This is a genomic window from Sphingobium sp. B11D3B, from assembly GCF_025961735.1.
Taxonomy (GTDB): domain Bacteria; phylum Pseudomonadota; class Alphaproteobacteria; order Sphingomonadales; family Sphingomonadaceae; genus Sphingobium.
Map to the genome: position 1 here is coordinate 1,508,546 of NZ_JAOQOF010000001.1, position 15,056 is coordinate 1,523,601.

The 15,056-nt window shown below is 62.9% G+C and carries 15 protein-coding genes and 1 tRNA gene; 4 read left to right on the top strand and 12 right to left on the bottom strand.

Features of this window, described 5'->3' with window-relative positions:
- Window positions 1–19: 19 nt before the first annotated feature.
- The 5 genes from M2333_RS07140 to M2333_RS07160 form a co-directional block, all read right to left on the bottom strand.
- Entirely contained in the window at window positions 20–868 is an 849-nt protein-coding gene (locus M2333_RS07140; protein ID WP_264611299.1) for an alpha/beta hydrolase, read from the bottom strand.
- Window positions 865–1,965 (bottom strand): NAD(P)-dependent alcohol dehydrogenase, encoded by a 1,101-nt coding sequence (locus tag M2333_RS07145; protein ID WP_264611300.1) that lies wholly within the window; start codon window positions 1,963–1,965, stop codon window positions 865–867. Before M2333_RS07145 ends, M2333_RS07140 begins: the two co-directional genes overlap by 4 nt.
- On the bottom strand, window positions 1,965–2,471 hold the full coding sequence (locus M2333_RS07150) for a nuclear transport factor 2 family protein (RefSeq protein WP_181559312.1): 507 nt from the start codon (window positions 2,469–2,471) through the stop codon (window positions 1,965–1,967). The genes M2333_RS07145 and M2333_RS07150 overlap by 1 nt, the downstream gene beginning before the upstream one ends.
- Before the next feature lies 1 nt (window position 2,472).
- Complete coding sequence (locus M2333_RS07155) at window positions 2,473–3,936, bottom strand: aldehyde dehydrogenase family protein (protein ID WP_264611301.1); 1,464 nt, start codon at window positions 3,934–3,936, stop codon at window positions 2,473–2,475.
- A gap of 74 nt (window positions 3,937–4,010) precedes the next feature.
- Window positions 4,011–4,934: a MarR family winged helix-turn-helix transcriptional regulator gene (locus tag M2333_RS07160; RefSeq protein ID WP_264584801.1), complete on the bottom strand. Its 924-nt coding sequence runs from the start codon at window positions 4,932–4,934 to the stop codon at window positions 4,011–4,013.
- A gap of 255 nt (window positions 4,935–5,189) precedes the next feature.
- Between M2333_RS07160 and M2333_RS07165 the strand changes: the two genes are divergently transcribed.
- The 3 genes from M2333_RS07165 (at window position 5,190) to M2333_RS07175 (ending at window position 6,691) form a co-directional block, all read left to right on the top strand.
- Entirely contained in the window at window positions 5,190–5,588 is a 399-nt protein-coding gene (locus tag M2333_RS07165; RefSeq protein WP_264569994.1) for a nuclear transport factor 2 family protein, read from the top strand.
- 28 nt (window positions 5,589–5,616) lie between these two features.
- Window positions 5,617–6,108, top strand: coding sequence for a DUF3237 domain-containing protein (locus M2333_RS07170; protein ID WP_264572533.1), 492 nt, complete (start codon window positions 5,617–5,619; stop codon window positions 6,106–6,108).
- 94 nt (window positions 6,109–6,202) lie between these two features.
- Window positions 6,203–6,691 carry a DUF3237 domain-containing protein gene (locus M2333_RS07175; protein ID WP_181559307.1) on the top strand — a complete coding sequence of 163 codons (489 nt, stop codon included), beginning with the start codon at window positions 6,203–6,205 and terminating at the stop codon, window positions 6,689–6,691.
- A gap of 85 nt (window positions 6,692–6,776) precedes the next feature.
- Here the strand turns inward: M2333_RS07175 and clpX are convergent, their stop codons facing one another.
- From clpX to M2333_RS07205, 6 genes are all read right to left on the bottom strand, one after another.
- A complete protein-coding gene (gene clpX, locus M2333_RS07180; protein WP_181559306.1) occupies window positions 6,777–8,045 on the bottom strand; it encodes an ATP-dependent Clp protease ATP-binding subunit ClpX in 1,269 nt (422 codons plus the stop codon).
- 349 nt (window positions 8,046–8,394) lie between these two features.
- Window positions 8,395–9,027, bottom strand: coding sequence for an ATP-dependent Clp endopeptidase proteolytic subunit ClpP (gene clpP, locus M2333_RS07185; RefSeq protein WP_264611302.1), 633 nt, complete (start codon window positions 9,025–9,027; stop codon window positions 8,395–8,397).
- Between the two features lie 11 nt (window positions 9,028–9,038).
- Entirely contained in the window at window positions 9,039–10,232 is a 1,194-nt protein-coding gene (locus M2333_RS07190) for an acyltransferase family protein (RefSeq protein WP_264611303.1), read from the bottom strand.
- A 70-nt stretch (window positions 10,233–10,302) separates the two neighbouring features.
- Entirely contained in the window at window positions 10,303–11,235 is a 933-nt protein-coding gene (locus M2333_RS07195) for a glycosyltransferase family 2 protein (RefSeq protein WP_264611304.1), read from the bottom strand.
- A 198-nt stretch (window positions 11,236–11,433) separates the two neighbouring features.
- Window positions 11,434–13,020: a trigger factor gene (gene tig / locus M2333_RS07200; RefSeq protein WP_264611305.1), complete on the bottom strand. Its 1,587-nt coding sequence runs from the start codon at window positions 13,018–13,020 to the stop codon at window positions 11,434–11,436.
- A gap of 68 nt (window positions 13,021–13,088) precedes the next feature.
- A tRNA-Leu gene (locus M2333_RS07205) sits at window positions 13,089–13,173 on the bottom strand.
- A gap of 129 nt (window positions 13,174–13,302) precedes the next feature.
- Between M2333_RS07205 and M2333_RS07210 the strand changes: the two genes are divergently transcribed.
- A complete protein-coding gene (locus M2333_RS07210) occupies window positions 13,303–13,494 on the top strand; it encodes a hypothetical protein (RefSeq protein WP_181559302.1) in 192 nt (63 codons plus the stop codon).
- 44 nt (window positions 13,495–13,538) lie between these two features.
- Here the strand turns inward: M2333_RS07210 and gatB are convergent, their stop codons facing one another.
- Window positions 13,539–15,041, bottom strand: a complete 1,503-nt coding sequence (gene gatB, locus M2333_RS07215) for an Asp-tRNA(Asn)/Glu-tRNA(Gln) amidotransferase subunit GatB (protein WP_264611306.1) — start codon at window positions 15,039–15,041, stop codon at window positions 13,539–13,541.
- Window positions 15,042–15,056 lie beyond the last annotated feature (15 nt).

Genomic DNA, 15,056 nt, shown 5'->3' on the forward strand with positions numbered 1-15,056 from the left:
TCCTCCTGAAGAATCTGCCTCAGACGGTGGCGATGAAGTTCATGATGTGATGCTCAAGGTCGCTGTCTGGCGTCCCGATCTCGAGCACAGGTGACAGATGGTTGTGGCCTCCCAGCCAATGCAGCCTTGGAAAGGCCTTGTTGGTTATGGCGTAGCGGGCAGCCAGGCTCGCGGCCTGCTGCTGGAACGGCACCGGATCGAACTCGCAGACCGAGAAGAACAGCGGGATCTTGCTGGTGAGCAGCCCGGCCACGGTGGACGCCTGCGCCCAGCCGGCCGGGTCCTCGCCATAATAGGATTTCTGGAACTGGTTCGGCTCGGCCGCGGCCACGTCGTAAATTCCCGAGCACATCAGCGCGCCGGCGATCTGCGGGGAGAAGCGCGCGACGCAATCGGCCACGTGCACCGCGCCCGCCGACTGGCCCATCACGAAGATGCGATCCGGATCGCCGCCAAATTGCGCCACATTCTCGCGCAGCCAGATGACGGCATTGGCCACGTCCTCGCCGCCGGCCGGCCAGGTGGCGGCAGGGGCGAGCCGGTAGGTCGTGGTGACGCCGACATAGCCCTCATCCACGGCGAAGCTGCCGATATTGTCGTAAAAGGGCGAGCCTTCGGTGGTCTTGTCGCCCATCACGAAGCCGCCGCCATGGACGAACACCAGCACCGGCGCGCCGGAAAGCCCGTCGCGTGTGAAGATATCCAGCCGATTGCGTGCATCGGAACCATATTGATGGTCGCGCGTCACTCTGGCGCCAGCCGGAATGCCGGGCTGCAGGGCACGGTAAATCCCCTGCGTGCCGCCCATCATGTCCGGGGTCAGTTCCGTGCCGAACGCTTCAAGCTGTTTGCGGATTTCGGGGGTCATGCAGCATCTCCAACCTTGAGCACCGGCTTGATCACCGTGCCCGCCTCACAATCATGAAACGCCTTGCCGATCTCATCGAAGGCGTAGGTCTCGATCAGCCGATCGAACGGGAAGCGCCCTTGCCGCCAGTAATCGATCAGCATCGGCAGGAAGGTGCGCGGATTGGCGTCGCCGCCGAGTATGCCGCGCAACTGCTTGCCACCGGCCAGCATGGGGAACATGGCGGGCGCCCACTCCCCACGAGGCGCCGCGACGAAGCCGGCAGTGCCGTTCATGGCGAGGCATTCCAGCGCCATGGTGTGGACGGCTGGCACGGTGGTGGTGTTGAAGGTGAAGTCCACGCCGCGACCGGTAACCGCGCGGATCTGCTTGGCGACGTCCTCGCCGTCGGAGCGGATCGCATCGGTCGCGCCCAGTTCGCGCGCAAGCTCCAGCCGGCCCGGGTTGATGTCCACCGCGACGATCCGCTTCGCGCCCACCAGCTTGGCGGCCATCACCGCAGAGAGGCCGACACCACCGACCCCGAAGATCGCGATGGTATCCCCTGCCCCCACCTTCAGCGCCTCGATCACAGATCCGGCGCCAGTGATGACGCCGCAGCCGAGCGGGGCCAGCAGTTCCAGCGGAATATCCTTGTCCACCTTCACGGCCGTGCGCTCCGGCACGATGCTGTGCGTCGCGAACGAAGACTGGCCGAAGAAATGCGAGTGGATGCGCTCATCCCCGCACGCCAGCGCCGTCGAGCCATCCAGGCGCTTGCCGCCGAAGTTCATCGGCATCGCGAGATCGCAATAGGTCGGACGTCCGGCAACGCAACTGGGGCACACCCCGCAGCTGCTGCCCGAGAGGAGCACATGGTCGCCCACCGCGAACCCGCGCACGCCCTCGCCCAGCGCCTCGATCACGCCCGCGCCCTCATGGCCGAGCACGATGGGATGCGGCGCGTGACGCCCGGGATGCTCGTGCAAATCGGTGTGGCAGATGCCGACCGCGACCATGCGCACGAGCATCTCGCCCGCGCGCGGTGCTTCCAGCTCCAGCGTTTCAAGCACCGGCGCCGGCTGATTGCCGCGGCTGACGGCAGCGGTGATCTGCATCACTTCTTCCCCGCAACCGGCGGAGCCTGATGGCTCGGCTTTTTCTTGAGCAGGATCTCGCCTTTCCACGGCACCTGATCGGCCGCCGTCCAGGCGTTGACGTGCAGTGACTGGAAGCGCCACACGCCTTCCTTCTTGGTCACATGGTCCTGCCGGGTGCCGATGCCGAACACGAAGTTGGTGTGATAATCGGTCTGAAACTGCAGGATCTGGAAGAAGCAGCGCACGTCCACCTCGCCCTGCTCCGGGCGTGGGTCCATGATCAGCGTGTTCATGATGTGCTGGCGCCCGTACCACCAGCTCTGCCGGTCGTTCCACAGCGAGCGCAGATTCTCCAGGATCGCCTCGTGGCCCTGCACCCGGCCCTGCCAGAGGTGATCGAACCAGGCGTCCTGCGCGAAGGTGGACATCGCCGTCTCTTCATCGGCGAGGTCGATCCCCCAGGCGTAGCGCGAATAAAGCTCCTGAATTTCGAGCCGGTCGAGTGCGCTCAGTTCCCATGCCATGTCAGTGTCCTCCCGGTTTTCCAAGATGGTGATCGTTCTGGATATCGGCCGGCTCGCCATGATTGGTGAGCAGAGCCTTGCGGCGCACATAGCGCAGGATCGCCTCCGGGCCGGTGCGCGAGCCCCCGCCCACGCCGGACGCGCCAAAGGCATTGCTGCCAACCGTGCGGTTCTTGGCGAAGGTCAGGAAGGTATCCTGCATGAACACGGAGCCGGCATTGATCTGCAGGCCGATCGCCATCGCTTCTTCCGGGCTTCCGGCGACGACGTTCGCCGTAAGGCCGAAAATGGTGTCGTTGGCGAGGGCAATCGCCTCTTCGACCGTCTTGAACGGCATGACCGGCAGGATCGGCCCGAAGGTTTCGTCCCGCATGACCAGCATGTCGTGGGTGACGCCGGTCAGCACGGTCGGGCGCATGTAGAGCCCGCCATCGATCTGCTCGACGGCCCCGCCGGTGAGGACTTTGGCCCCCTTCCCGACCGCATCGGCGATATGCCGTTCGACGATCTGTGCCTGCGGCGCGAAGGTGAAGGGATGGAGATGCCCGGCGCGCGGATCGTCGCTGTTGAGGCGGACCTTCTGCGCCTTCTCAACGAGAAGCGCGACGAAGGCGTCGTGGATGGCCTCGGCGACGTAGATGCGCTCGACCGAGAAGCAGACCATGCCATTGGCATGAACGGCGCCGCGCAGAACAGCGGTGGTCGCCCGCTCCAGATCGGCGGTTTCAGTGACGATCACCGGGTCCTTGCCGCCCAGTTCCAGATAGCAGGGGATCAGGCGCTCGGCGCACTGCACGGCGATCTTGCGACCGGTGGGCACGCTGCCCGTGAAGCAGACGAGATCGACTGTGTCGATGATCGCCCGGCCCGTCTCGCCATCGCCCTGAACATAATCGAACACGCCAGCCAGTTCCGGCACCTGCGCCACGGCCTCGAACAGCGGCTCTACCCAGCGCGGCGTCACTTCCGAGGGTTTGATGAGCACGGCGCAACCTGCAAACAGGGCGGGAATGGCATCGAGCAGCACCAGCATCATCGGCGCGTTCCAGGGGCCGATCACGCCGACCAGCGGATAGGGCACGAACTGCGTGCGCACCTCCACCTGCGGCATGGCCTTGGAGGGGCCGGTATAGCTCGCCGCATCGAGCGCGGCCTGCGCGTCCTCGATCCAGCCGCCGATATTGCCCATGGTGATGAAGCCCTGGAGATAGGAGGTGTGGCACCCGCCCGTATCGATCGCATCAGCCTCGGCGATGGCGCTGGCGCGCTTGGCGACCTCGCCCAGCCAGCGCTGCATGACGCCGATGCGCTCGGCGAGCGGCTTGGCAGCCCAAGCCTGCTGGTTGCGCCGGAGACGGTCGGCCTTCGCCGCTACGTCCTCCGCCGTCGCAATTTCCATCATAAAGTCGATCGCGCCGCTGCGTGGGTTGTGCACGGGCACGCTGCGCCGTTCGATATCCGCCATGAACGTCCTCCCCAAAGGCGAGAGACTCGCCTCAATTAGTCAGACGTCGTTGTATATCGATGTTGAACGCGCAATCAACAGGATTGCGGCGGTTCATGATCCCAAGGGAAAAAGCCCGGATAGCGCAGGATCGCCGAGTGCGCGCGCACCACGGATTGCAAGGGCGGGAGCAGCGCTTCGAAGGCGCGCGCGGATATGTTGGATCGCACCGCATCTTCCGTCGCATCCGCGCTGGCCTGGAGGCGGTCGATCTGGTGCCGGCCCTCATCGGTGACGAAATAGAGCGTCTTGCGACGATCCTGCGGAGACGGCACTGCCTGCAACCACCCCCGCTGGGCCAGCTTCTTGAGAACGATCGCGCAGGTGGAGGGATCAAGCCCGTAGACCCGCGCGAACTCGACCTGACTCAGGCCGCCATGCAGATCCAGAATCACCATCGCGGAGAACTGGCGCAGGGTCACCGCCATCGGCGCGACCTGCTCACTGAAATGCGCATGGAGAATCTGCAGCGCGCGACGGAACAGCATGCTGGGCACATTGGCCAGATAGGAGTCCTGCCTGTCCCACCGCGGCGCGCCGTCGTTGCCGGCCTCCACCAGGCTGGAGAGCTGCGCCATGGCCACCGCGCGCTCGTCATCGCTCAGCGGATCGAGCAGCAACGCCTGCAGTTGGGCGAAGGACGACCGGATTTCGTCCATGCGGGCTTCCCCGGCCGCCGTCAGCACGGGCAGACTGCGCCGCCGATCCCGCTCATCCTGTTGGCGGGCAATGAGGCCGGTCAGTTCGAGATTTTGCAGCACGATCGCCGTGGTCGACGTGTCGCTGCCGCAGGCCCGCGCGAGGCGAACCTGGTCGCTCCCCGGACGCTCGGCAATCGCCAGCATCATTTCCGCCTGCGACAAGGTCTCGCCCCCGCAGGCCACCGATCCGTACAGGGCATTGGCGATCTGATCGATGCGGTTGAGCAGAAACCCCGGCTTGCGCAGGAACACCCGCATGACCTGATCGAGCGGAACACGCGGTCTTTCTACGGCCCAATCAATGTCAGGTGCAGCAATGGCAATTTGTTTTGCAGGCATCGTCACAAACAGGCGGACCCCGTGATGGGCAATGTTATCATGCGCAACAATCGGCCAGATTCCGGGGCTTGGCAAGCATATCGGTCGAGTGGGTCGACGTTTTTCAGTTGAACCCAAGCGGCCACCCGCTTAGCTGTTGAAGAATCAACAACAAGAATTTTCTTGGAGCGCAGGATGACCGAGGACGACTATGCCGACTACATCGCCCGCTTCAATGCGAACGATTTCGAAGGTTTCGGCCGCTATTATTGCGATGACGTGGTGTTCAACCTGGGCGAGAAGCGCCAGATCATAGGACGTTCTGCCATTCTGGATTTCTACCGCGACGTGAAGTCCAAGGTCCGCGAAACGCTCGACATTCTCGCCGTCGCGGCCGGTCCGGACACCCTCGCCTGCCATGTTCGCACCGAATTCTACGGCCTGGAAGACTGGCCCGATTTCATCGCCGGCCCCTTGATGAAGGGGCAAACCCTCAACATCGAGAGCCTTGGCTTCTATTATCTGCGCGACGGCAAGTTCGCGCAGATTCTCGGCGCGCGGTACAAGACGCTGCCCGCCACAGCTGCTGTTTGATAGTCATCGAAAAAGGAGATTGCACTTCATGGTAACGCCCGAGATTGCCCCCCATCCCTTCGCGCCGAAGTTCGAATTCGCCTTCACGGTGTCGATCGACCTGACACCGGCGGTGTGGATTTCCCCCACCAGCATGGGCGCGACCCGCGCTGCCGTGTGGGCAGCCCAAGGCACCTTCGAAGGCCCCCGCATTCGCGGCCGGGTCATCCCGATGAGCGGCGGCGACTATCCGCTGTCCCGCCCCAATGGCGTGATCGATTTCGACGCGCGCTACATGCTGGAAGCCGATGACGGCACGCCGATCTATCTGCAGAGCCGCGGCTATCGCTGGGCCGAAGGTGACGCCATGGAGCGCATGGCCCGCAACGAAGATGTGGGGCCGGACGAATATTATATGCGGGTGAGCCCCAAGTTCGACGTGCCCGAAGGCCCGCACGAATGGCTGGGCAAGCACATCTTCGTCGGCGTTGCCGAGAAGATCCCGAAGGCCAACCGCATCCACTATTTCATGCTGCTCTGACGGCTGACGCCTCGCAAAGAAAACCAGCTGCCGCCGCCTTGCACTTTCCGCAGGGCGGCGGCAGTGCCTTATCCAGTCAAGAGGAGAGCATGCGATGAACGATCCGCAAGTCCCCGCCCATCTCGAATATGTGTTCGAGATGCGGGTGAATTTCCGCCCCGAACGCTGCACTGTCGGCCCGCTGCCGGGTGGCGGCTATCAGGGCTACACGCCCTGCGCCAGCGGCACGATCTACGGGCCACGCCTGTCCGGCATCATCATCCCGGACAGCGGCGCCGATTACGCCACCGTGCGGGGCGACGGCACCATCGTCATCAAGTCGCACTATATGCTGCAAGCCGATGACGGCACCAAGATTTACATCAACAACAATGGCTATCTCATCCCGGCCAAGCCGGGCGAGGCGCGACTGGATGACGGCACCCCGCAGCCGGCCTATTTCTGCTTCTCGCCCACATTCGTGGTGCCCGAGGGGCCGCATGACTGGATGGGCAAGACGCTGATCATCGGCACCGGCAGCCGTCGGTCCAACCCCGATCACTCCATCTTCACTTATTATGCGGTGAAGCAGACGCTCGACTGAGCATTTGACTGAACAAACGAAAACGCCGCCGCTGGAGCCCTCGGGCCCCGGCGGCGGCGTTTTTCATGCCGATCAGATTATCCGATCAGGCCGCGTCACCCGCCTGGCGCTTTTCCGCACCGAAGACGCGGACGGGGTCCTTACGGCCCTCAACCACATCCTTGTCCACCACGACTTCGGTCACGCCTTCCATCGTCGGCAGATCGAACATGGTGTCGAGCAGGATCGCCTCGATGATCGACCTCAGGCCACGCGCGCCGGTCTTGCGCTCGATGGCGCGCTGAGCAATCGCCGTCAGCGCTTCGTCCGTGAACGTCAATTCGACGTCTTCCAGCTCGAACAGCTTGCGATACTGCTTCACCAGCGCGTTCTTGGGCTCGGTGAGGATCTGCACCAGCGCAGCGATGTCCAGGTCTTCCAGCGTCGCGATGACCGGCAGACGACCGACAAACTCAGGGATCAGGCCGAATTTGAGTAGATCTTCCGGCTCGGTCTGCTTGAGCAGCTGACCCGTACGCCGTTCGTCCGGCGCTGCGACATGCGCGCCAAAGCCGATCGACTTGCCCTCAAGCCGGTCGCCGATGATCTTCTCCAGCCCCGCAAAGGCACCGCCGGCGATGAACAGGATGTTCGTCGTATCGACCTGCAGGAATTCCTGCTGCGGATGCTTGCGTCCGCCCTGCGGCGGCACCGAGGCGGTCGTGCCTTCCATCAGTTTGAGCAGCGCCTGCTGCACGCCCTCGCCCGACACGTCGCGAGTGATGGAGGGATTCTCCGCCTTGCGGCTGATCTTGTCGATCTCGTCGATATACACGATGCCGCGCTGCGCCTTCTCGACATTATAGTCGGACGCCTGGAGCAGCTTGAGGATGATATTCTCGACATCCTCACCGACATAGCCAGCTTCGGTCAGCGTCGTCGCATCCGCCATGGTGAACGGCACGTCGAAGGTTTTGGCGAGCGTCTGGGCCAGCAGCGTCTTGCCGCAGCCGGTGGGCCCGATGAGCAGGATGTTGGACTTGGCCAGCTCGACATCGCCCGCCTTGCCGCCATGCTCCAGCCGCTTGTAGTGATTGTGCACAGCCACCGAGAGCACGCGCTTGGCGCGCTGCTGGCCGATCACATAATCGCTCAGCACATCGCAAATCTGCTGGGGCGTCGGCACGCCGCCTTCCTTGCGGCCGACCAGACCACCCTTGGTCTCTTCACGAATGATATCGTTGCACAATTCGACGCATTCATCGCAGATGAACACGGTTGGGCCGGCGATGAGCTTACGCACTTCGTGCTGCGACTTTCCGCAGAACGAGCAGTAGAGCGTGCTCTTCGAATCCGATCCTGTGAGCTTTGTCATTCAATCTCTTCCTTGGTCTGGCGCCGTCTCGCGCCAATTGCCCAGATGCTCTTTCCGTCGGTCATCCTAGACCGCCTTCTTGCAGCATCACAAGTGCCGAAAATGTCGCCAAATAGCGTAAACCAGACATTGCCGGCTCAAAAGCCATAATGGAAAGAAGATGGGAGGGCTGGCCCGGCTTTGCAATGGGAGATGCTGGCCGCCCCCGGCCAGGCTGCGAACAGAGAGATTTTAGCGGCGGAAACAAGCTGGCCGCTCACTCGACCACGGCACAGCCCAAAGTCCGGCGACGATGCACGGCGCCGCCGGGATGCAAAGGCCGACCGCGTGAGCGGCCGGCCCGACCCTATCAAGCCGGCGCTTCTTCGCTGGTGCCGGGACGCTTGTCGTACACCTTGTCCACAAGGCCGAACGCGAGCGCTTCTTCAGCCTCCAGGAAGGTGTCGCGATCCATGGCGGCCTCGATCTTCTCCAGCGGCTGGCCGGTGTACTTGACGTACAGATCGTTCAGGCGACGGCGGATACGAAGGATTTCCTTGGCCTGGATCTCGATATCCGACGCCATGCCCTGCGCGCCGCCAGACGGCTGGTGGATCATGATCCGCGCGTTGCTGAGCGCAAAGCGCATGCCCGGCTCGCCCGCCGCGAGCAGGAAGCTGCCCATCGATGCGGCCTGACCGATGCACACCGTGCCGACCTTGGGGCGGATATACTGCATGGTGTCATGGATCGCCATGCCGCTCGTCACCACGCCGCCCGGCGAGTTGATGTACATCCAGATGTCCTTCTTCGGATTCTCCGATTCCAGAAAGAGCAGCTGGGCGACGATCAGCGAGGCCATGTGATCCTCGACCTGGCCGGTCACGAAAATGATCCGCTCCCGCAACAGGCGCGAGTAGATATCGAAGCTGCGCTCGCCCCGGTTGGACTGTTCGATAACGATAGGAACAAGTGCCCCGAGCGGATCAAAATTATCGGTCATGATTCTCTTTCTTACTGGCCGTCTGCGGCCACTACATCGGACGTTTGGGCACTGACTTCAAGATGCGCAGGCTGGGGACCGGGTGCAGACAGGTGCGTTTCTAAAAGCGCGCGCCCAGGCCCTTCGATCAGCCGATGGCTCAGATAGGCACAGCCCATGACGAAGATCAGAAAGAGGATACTGATCGCATCGCCGATCCACACCCCGCCGCCGATGGCTTTCCCGGCCTGCGTATCGACCACGAGATCGACAGCGACATGACGATCGATTGCCGATAAAAAGTTGAGCAGACGGTAATATAGAAAGATGTGGATAAGGTAGATCGAATAGGAGAGCGCTCCGATTTTCAAGACCTTGGGCCTTTTCAAGCAGTCGCTCACCACCCCTTTTTCACGCGCAAACACGAGCACCGCGATCAAAAAGAGAAAGGGTGACAGAACGGACAGCCTCCCCCCTCCCAGGCAGGATATGAAGGCAAGCAGCGCAATCACCGTCGCCAGTTCCAGCCCATGATCAGCCCAACCAGGAAGCTGCATCGCCCTGATCCGATCCATGCAGCGCCAACCGACCAGGCCGAGCGCGAAGCCCATCGCGCAACGCAGCAGCGCGTTCTGGTACATGATCGGACTGAAATCCGGCTGGCTAAGGAGCAGCAACGGAACGGCGACCGCCACGCCGAGACAAATTGGCACCAAGTGACGCCCAGCGGTTCGCAGCACCAACGCACAGGCCAGATAAATCCAGACTTCCGCTGCGATCGACCAGCTGGGGAAATTCCACGCTGTCGGATCGCCGCCCGGGAAAATCTGGATCAACAGCAGGGCATCGATGAGATTCTTCGGCGATTGCAGGCCCTCGAAGACCGGCCTGCCCAACCTGTCCCCACCAAAGATCAGGAGACACAGCTCGAACAGGACGAAGCAGACCAGCATGGCAAAATGCAGCGGATAGACGCGGGCGATCCGCTTGCGCATGAAATGGCCGACGGAATAACCGTCTAGGAGCCTCTTCCCGTAGCTCGCGCCGATGACAAAGCCGGACAGCACGAAAAAGAAATCGACGAAAAGGGACGCATGCTCAACCAGCGCTGCGTTCGATATTCTTCCCTGCGTCTTCACATGCAGCAGGACCACCATGCACGCGCAAATGCCGCGCAAGCTATCAAGCACCTTATAATGGTGCCGCGATGAACCAACCCCCTCCATACCTGCCCCCCCGAGCCTGTCGGGAAAGTTTATGGACTCAATTATTCATGATCAACTCGGTTAATGAAATTTAACGCGCCATCCCCGGCGCGGTATGCGCCAGATAGGCAAGGCGCTTCATTTCCTGCCGGCCGCGCGTCACCGTATCGAGGATGAGGCCGGTAAGCAGACACAGGGCGGACAGAACGCCCATCCCCACGATGGTGATGAGGGTCGGGAAGCGGGGCACAAGCCCCGTCTCCAGATAGGTCAGGATGACCGGCACGCCCATCAGCCCGGCAACCAGCGCGATCACCAGCGCAATGAAACCGAAGAACCACAAGGGCCGCTCCACGCGATAGAGCTGGATCATCGTGCGCAGGATGCGCCAGCCGTCGCGGAAGGTGTTGAGCTTGGAGAGCGAACCTTCCGCCCGCGCCGCATAGGCCGTCATCACCTCGCCCACCGGCATGCGTAGTTCGAGCGCATGAACGGACATCTCCGTCTCGATCTCGAAGCCTTCCGAGAGGATCGGGAAGCTCTTCACGAACCGCCGGGAGAACACCCGATAGCCTGAGAGGATATCGGTGAAACTGCGGCCGAAAAGCTGCCGCAGCAGCCCGGTGAGCAGCAGATTGCCGAGCCGGTGCCCCGGACGGTAAGCCGCCTCTACCTCAGACTTGCGGGCGCCGACGACCATGTCGAGCGGCCCGTCCAGCATCGCGGTGACCAGCGCCGGCGCCGCGCTCGCATCATAGGTCGCATCGCCATCGGCGAGCACGTAGATGTCCGCATCCACGTCCGCGAACATCCGCCGCACGACATGGCCCTTGCCCTGTTGCCGCACGCTGTAGACGATCGCGCCGGCGGCGCGCGCGACGGCGACGCTGTCATCGGAACTGTTATTGTCGAACACGTAGATAGCCGCCTGCGGCAAGGCCTGCGCGAACGCGGTGACGGTCTGCCCGATGGCGACCGCCTCGTTATAACAAGGCAGCAGGACGGCGATGCGCACGCCTGTCATCGGGCTGGACGGGTCTGGATGCATGGGACTGCGGGCTTATGGCAACAGATCGCATGGTTGCAATGGTCTTTTGCGACCCCAGCGCCCGGCGGCACCTTCTGCACGAGCCCGCCGCCATGCATCCAAAGAAAAAGCGAGCCGGAACGGCATCCCGCTCCGGCTCGCTTCTGATCAGTTCATGCGATCTGCAGTGAGGCCTCAGGCCTCGGCAGTCTTGCCCTTCTTGGCAGCGGGCTTCTTGGCCGGCTTCTCGGCCGCCTCGCCCTCGTCAGCCTTGGCAGCCGCGGCCTTCTTGGCCGGAGCCTTCTTGGCAGGCGCCTTGGCCTCTTCAGCCGGAGCAGCCTCGGTCTCGGCATCAGCCTTCTTCGCAGCCGGCTTCTTGGCGGCAGCCTTCTTGGCCGGCTTGGCGTCGTGGCTGTGATCGTGGCCGCAATCCGGTCCGTGGACGTGACCGCCCTCTTCGCTTTCGATCGCCGCTTCCAGATCGGCGCGCGCAACCGTGCGCTCGCTCACATCGGCCTTCTCGAAGAGATAGTCGACGACCTTGTCCTCATAGAGCGGGGCACGCAGCTGCGCAGCGGCCATCGGCTCGTTGCGGACATATTCGACGAACCGCTCGCGGTCCTGCGGGGCATATTGCTGCGCGGCCTGGGCCACGAGGCGGTTCATTTCCGCCTGCGTAATCTCCACGCCATTGGCCTGGCCGATTTCCGAGAGGAGCAGGCCCAGACGGACGCGACGCTCGGCGATCTTGCGATAATCGTCGCGGTCGGCTTCCATTTCCTTGAGCGCCGCCTCGGGATCTTCCTCGTGACCGGCTTCATGCTCAAGCTGCTGCCAGATCTGGCCGAACTCGGCTTCGACCATGCCCGGGGGCACCTCGAAATCGTGGCCGGCAGCCAGCTGATCGAGCAACTGGCGCTTCATGTATGTGCGCGTCAGATTGCCGTGCTCCTGCTCGATCTGCGCCTTGAACAGCTCGCGCAGCTTCTCGAGGCTCTCGAGACCGAGCTGCTTGGCGAACTCGTCGTCAGCGGGCTTCTCGACGGGGTTCTTGACCGCCTTGATGACGAGATCGAACGTCGCATCCTTGCCGGCCAGCTCCTTGGAACCATATTCGGCGGGGAAGGTCACGTTGATGGTCTTCTCGTCGCCGGTCTTCACGCCGACCAGCTGATCCTCGAAGCCGGGGATCAGATTGCCCGAGCCGATGGCGATCGCCATGTCCGAACCGGTGCCGCCCTCGAACGGCACGCCGTCGACCTTGCCGACGAAATCCATGACGACCTGGTCGCCTTCCTTGGCCTTGGCGGTCTTGGGGGCGTCCTCATAACGCTGGCTCTGCGCGGCGAGACGGCCAACCGCCTCGTCGATCTGCTCGTCGGTCACATCGACGATGAGCCGCTCCAGCTTGATGCCCTCGATCTTGGGCGCGGGAACCTCCGGCAGGATTTCCAGAGCGACCTTGACCTCGGCATCCTTGCCGTCCTCATAATCGGCGGTCAGCTCGACACTGGGCTGCATCGCGGGACGCAGCTTGTTCTCGGCGATGACCTTCTCGACGCCCTCACGGATGGACTTGTCCAGCGCCTCGCGCTGCAGGGCCGGGCCGTGCATCTTGCGGACGAGGTTGGCAGGCACCTTGCCGGGCCGGAAACCGGGCATCCGCACCTGCGGCGCAATCGACTTCACTTCCTCTTCGACGCGGGCGTCGATGTCCTTGGCCGTGACGGTCAGCGTATAGGCGCGCTTGAGGCCCTCATTCAATGTCTCGACAATCTGCATATCTCTAACTCGACGCTTTCCAGGCTAGGATGAAATCTCTTGGAACGACCGGGGCCAGGCTGCGCAACTGGTGCGGGCGAAGGGACTCGAACCCCCACATCTTGCGATACCAGAACCTAAATCTGGCGCGTCTACCAGTTTCGCCACGCCCGCATCGGTCGCCGGTCGGCGGGCCATAGTGCAAAGCCTGGGAAAGGGCAAGGCTGTGCGCGCCTTGCCGTGTCGATCCGGAACGATCGCCTGCGCCGCCCGTTGAAAAGGGCAACGAAAGGACGCAAAGCCATGGCCAGCCAGCCGGAAATTCCGCCCCCCGATACCATCACCCCGCAGTCACCTGACGAACTTCCGCCCATGGAATCGCCGGACGAGACGCCCTTCCGCGAACCGCCGGAAATCGCGCCGGAAACGCCCAATATCGATGAACCTGGCCGCGGTCCTGACGAACTGCCGTCCATCGCGCCGCCACCCGACTGATCCCTGCTTCCCGGCCTCGCCTTCTGGGTGCGGCCGGGATGCGATCAGCCCAATGCCTTCTTAATCAACTCGTTGACCATCTGCGGATTGGCCTTGCCCTGCATGGCCTTCATCGTCTGACCGACGAAGAAGCCGAACAAAGCTTCCTTTCCAGCCTTATATTGCTCGACCTTGTCCGCGTTGTCGGCGAGAATCTTCGCAACGACCGCCTCGATCGCACCGGTATCCGTGGTCTGCTTGAGGCCGCGCTTCTCGACAATCTCGGCAGGCGCTTCGCCGGTCTCCAGCATAATCTCGAACACCTGCTTGGCGATGCTGCCCGAAATCGTGCCATCGGCCACCAGGGCGAGCAATTCCGCGCCGCGCTCCGGGTTGACCGGGCTGTCCTCAAGAGTCTTGCCGAGGCGATTGAGCGCACCGTAAAGCTCGGATAGCAGCCAGTTGGCGCTGGCCTTGGCCACCTCACCCTCGCTCTTCTTCTGGATGCGCGCGCTTTCCGCGAGCAAAGCCTCGAACCAGCGGGCCGTTTCCGCCTCCGCGGTCAGCACGCGGGCGTTGTACTCGGAGAGCCCCAGCACCTCGACATAGCGGGTGCGCTTGGCATCCGGCAGTTCGGGCAGCGAGTGCCGGCAATCCTCGATGAAGCTGTCCTCCAGCACCAGCGGCAGCAGGTCCGGGTCCGGGAAGTAGCGATAATCATGCGCGTCTTCCTTGGAGCGCATCGAACGCGTCGTGCCGGTATCCGGATTGAACAGCCGCGTTTCCTGCACGATCCGCCCGCCGCCTTCGATCACATCGACCTGGCGCTGGGCTTCATATTCGATGGTCTGCATGACGAAGCGCACGGAATTGACGTTCTTCGTCTCGGTCCGCGTGCCGAATTCTTCGCCGGGCTTGCGCACGGAGACGTTCACGTCCGCGCGCATGGAGCCTTCCTCCATATTGCCATCGCACGAGCCGACATAGCGCAGGATCGCGCGCAGCTTGCGCAGATAGGCCCCGGCCTCGGCAGGCGAGCGCATGTCCGGGCGGCTGACGATCTCCATCAGCGCCACACCCGAGCGATTGAGATCGACATAGGAGCGCGTCGGATGCTGATCGTGCATCAGCTTGCCGGCATCCTGCTCGACATGGATGCGCTCGATGCCAATGGCCTTGTCGGCGGGAATGCCGGCCTTCTCGTCGGCTTCGATCGTCAGCGAACCTTCGCCGACAAGCGGATGATAAAGCTGGGAAATCTGGTAGCCCTGCGGCAAGTCCGCATAGAAATAATTCTTCCGGTCGAATCGGCTCCACTTGTTGATCTGCGCATTGATCGCAAGGCCGGTGCGCACTGCCTGACGGATGCACTCGCGATTGGGCACCGGCAGCATGCCGGGCATCGCGGCATCGACAAGGCTCACCTGCGTGTTCGGCTCCGCGCCGAAGGCCGTCGCCGCGCCGGAGAACAGCTTGGCCTGGCTCACCACCTGGGCATGGACCTCAAGGCCGATCACGACCTCCCAGTCTCCAGTGGCGCCACGAATGCGATAGCTCGTCTCAGTCATTCTTCAGTCCTTACA

Bases quoted from the DNA above. Each gene is read 5' to 3' on its own strand.
- M2333_RS07210 (WP_181559302.1), top strand. From the start codon at position 13,303: ATGGCCAGCCAGCCGGAAATTCCGCCCCCCGATACCATCACCCCGCAG.
- tig (WP_264611305.1), bottom strand. From the start codon at position 13,020: ATGCAGATTGTCGAGACATTGAATGAGGGCCTCAAGCGCGCCTATACG.
- M2333_RS07165 (WP_264569994.1), top strand. From the start codon at position 5,190: ATGACCGAGGACGACTATGCCGACTACATCGCCCGCTTCAATGCGAAC.
- M2333_RS07170 (WP_264572533.1), top strand. From the start codon at position 5,617: ATGGTAACGCCCGAGATTGCCCCCCATCCCTTCGCGCCGAAGTTCGAA.
- M2333_RS07160 (WP_264584801.1), bottom strand. From the start codon at position 4,934: ATGCGGGTGTTCCTGCGCAAGCCGGGGTTTCTGCTCAACCGCATCGAT.
- M2333_RS07175 (WP_181559307.1), top strand. From the start codon at position 6,203: ATGAACGATCCGCAAGTCCCCGCCCATCTCGAATATGTGTTCGAGATG.
- M2333_RS07145 (WP_264611300.1), bottom strand. From the start codon at position 1,965: ATGCAGATCACCGCTGCCGTCAGCCGCGGCAATCAGCCGGCGCCGGTG.
- M2333_RS07155 (WP_264611301.1), bottom strand. From the start codon at position 3,936: ATGGCGGATATCGAACGGCGCAGCGTGCCCGTGCACAACCCACGCAGC.
- clpP (WP_264611302.1), bottom strand. From the start codon at position 9,027: ATGACCGATAATTTTGATCCGCTCGGGGCACTTGTTCCTATCGTTATC.
- M2333_RS07195 (WP_264611304.1), bottom strand. From the start codon at position 11,235: ATGACAGGCGTGCGCATCGCCGTCCTGCTGCCTTGTTATAACGAGGCG.
- M2333_RS07190 (WP_264611303.1), bottom strand. From the start codon at position 10,232: ATGGAGGGGGTTGGTTCATCGCGGCACCATTATAAGGTGCTTGATAGC.
- clpX (WP_181559306.1), bottom strand. From the start codon at position 8,045: ATGACAAAGCTCACAGGATCGGATTCGAAGAGCACGCTCTACTGCTCG.
- gatB (WP_264611306.1), bottom strand. From the start codon at position 15,041: ATGACTGAGACGAGCTATCGCATTCGTGGCGCCACTGGAGACTGGGAG.
- M2333_RS07140 (WP_264611299.1), bottom strand. From the start codon at position 868: ATGACCCCCGAAATCCGCAAACAGCTTGAAGCGTTCGGCACGGAACTG.
- M2333_RS07150 (WP_181559312.1), bottom strand. From the start codon at position 2,471: ATGGCATGGGAACTGAGCGCACTCGACCGGCTCGAAATTCAGGAGCTT.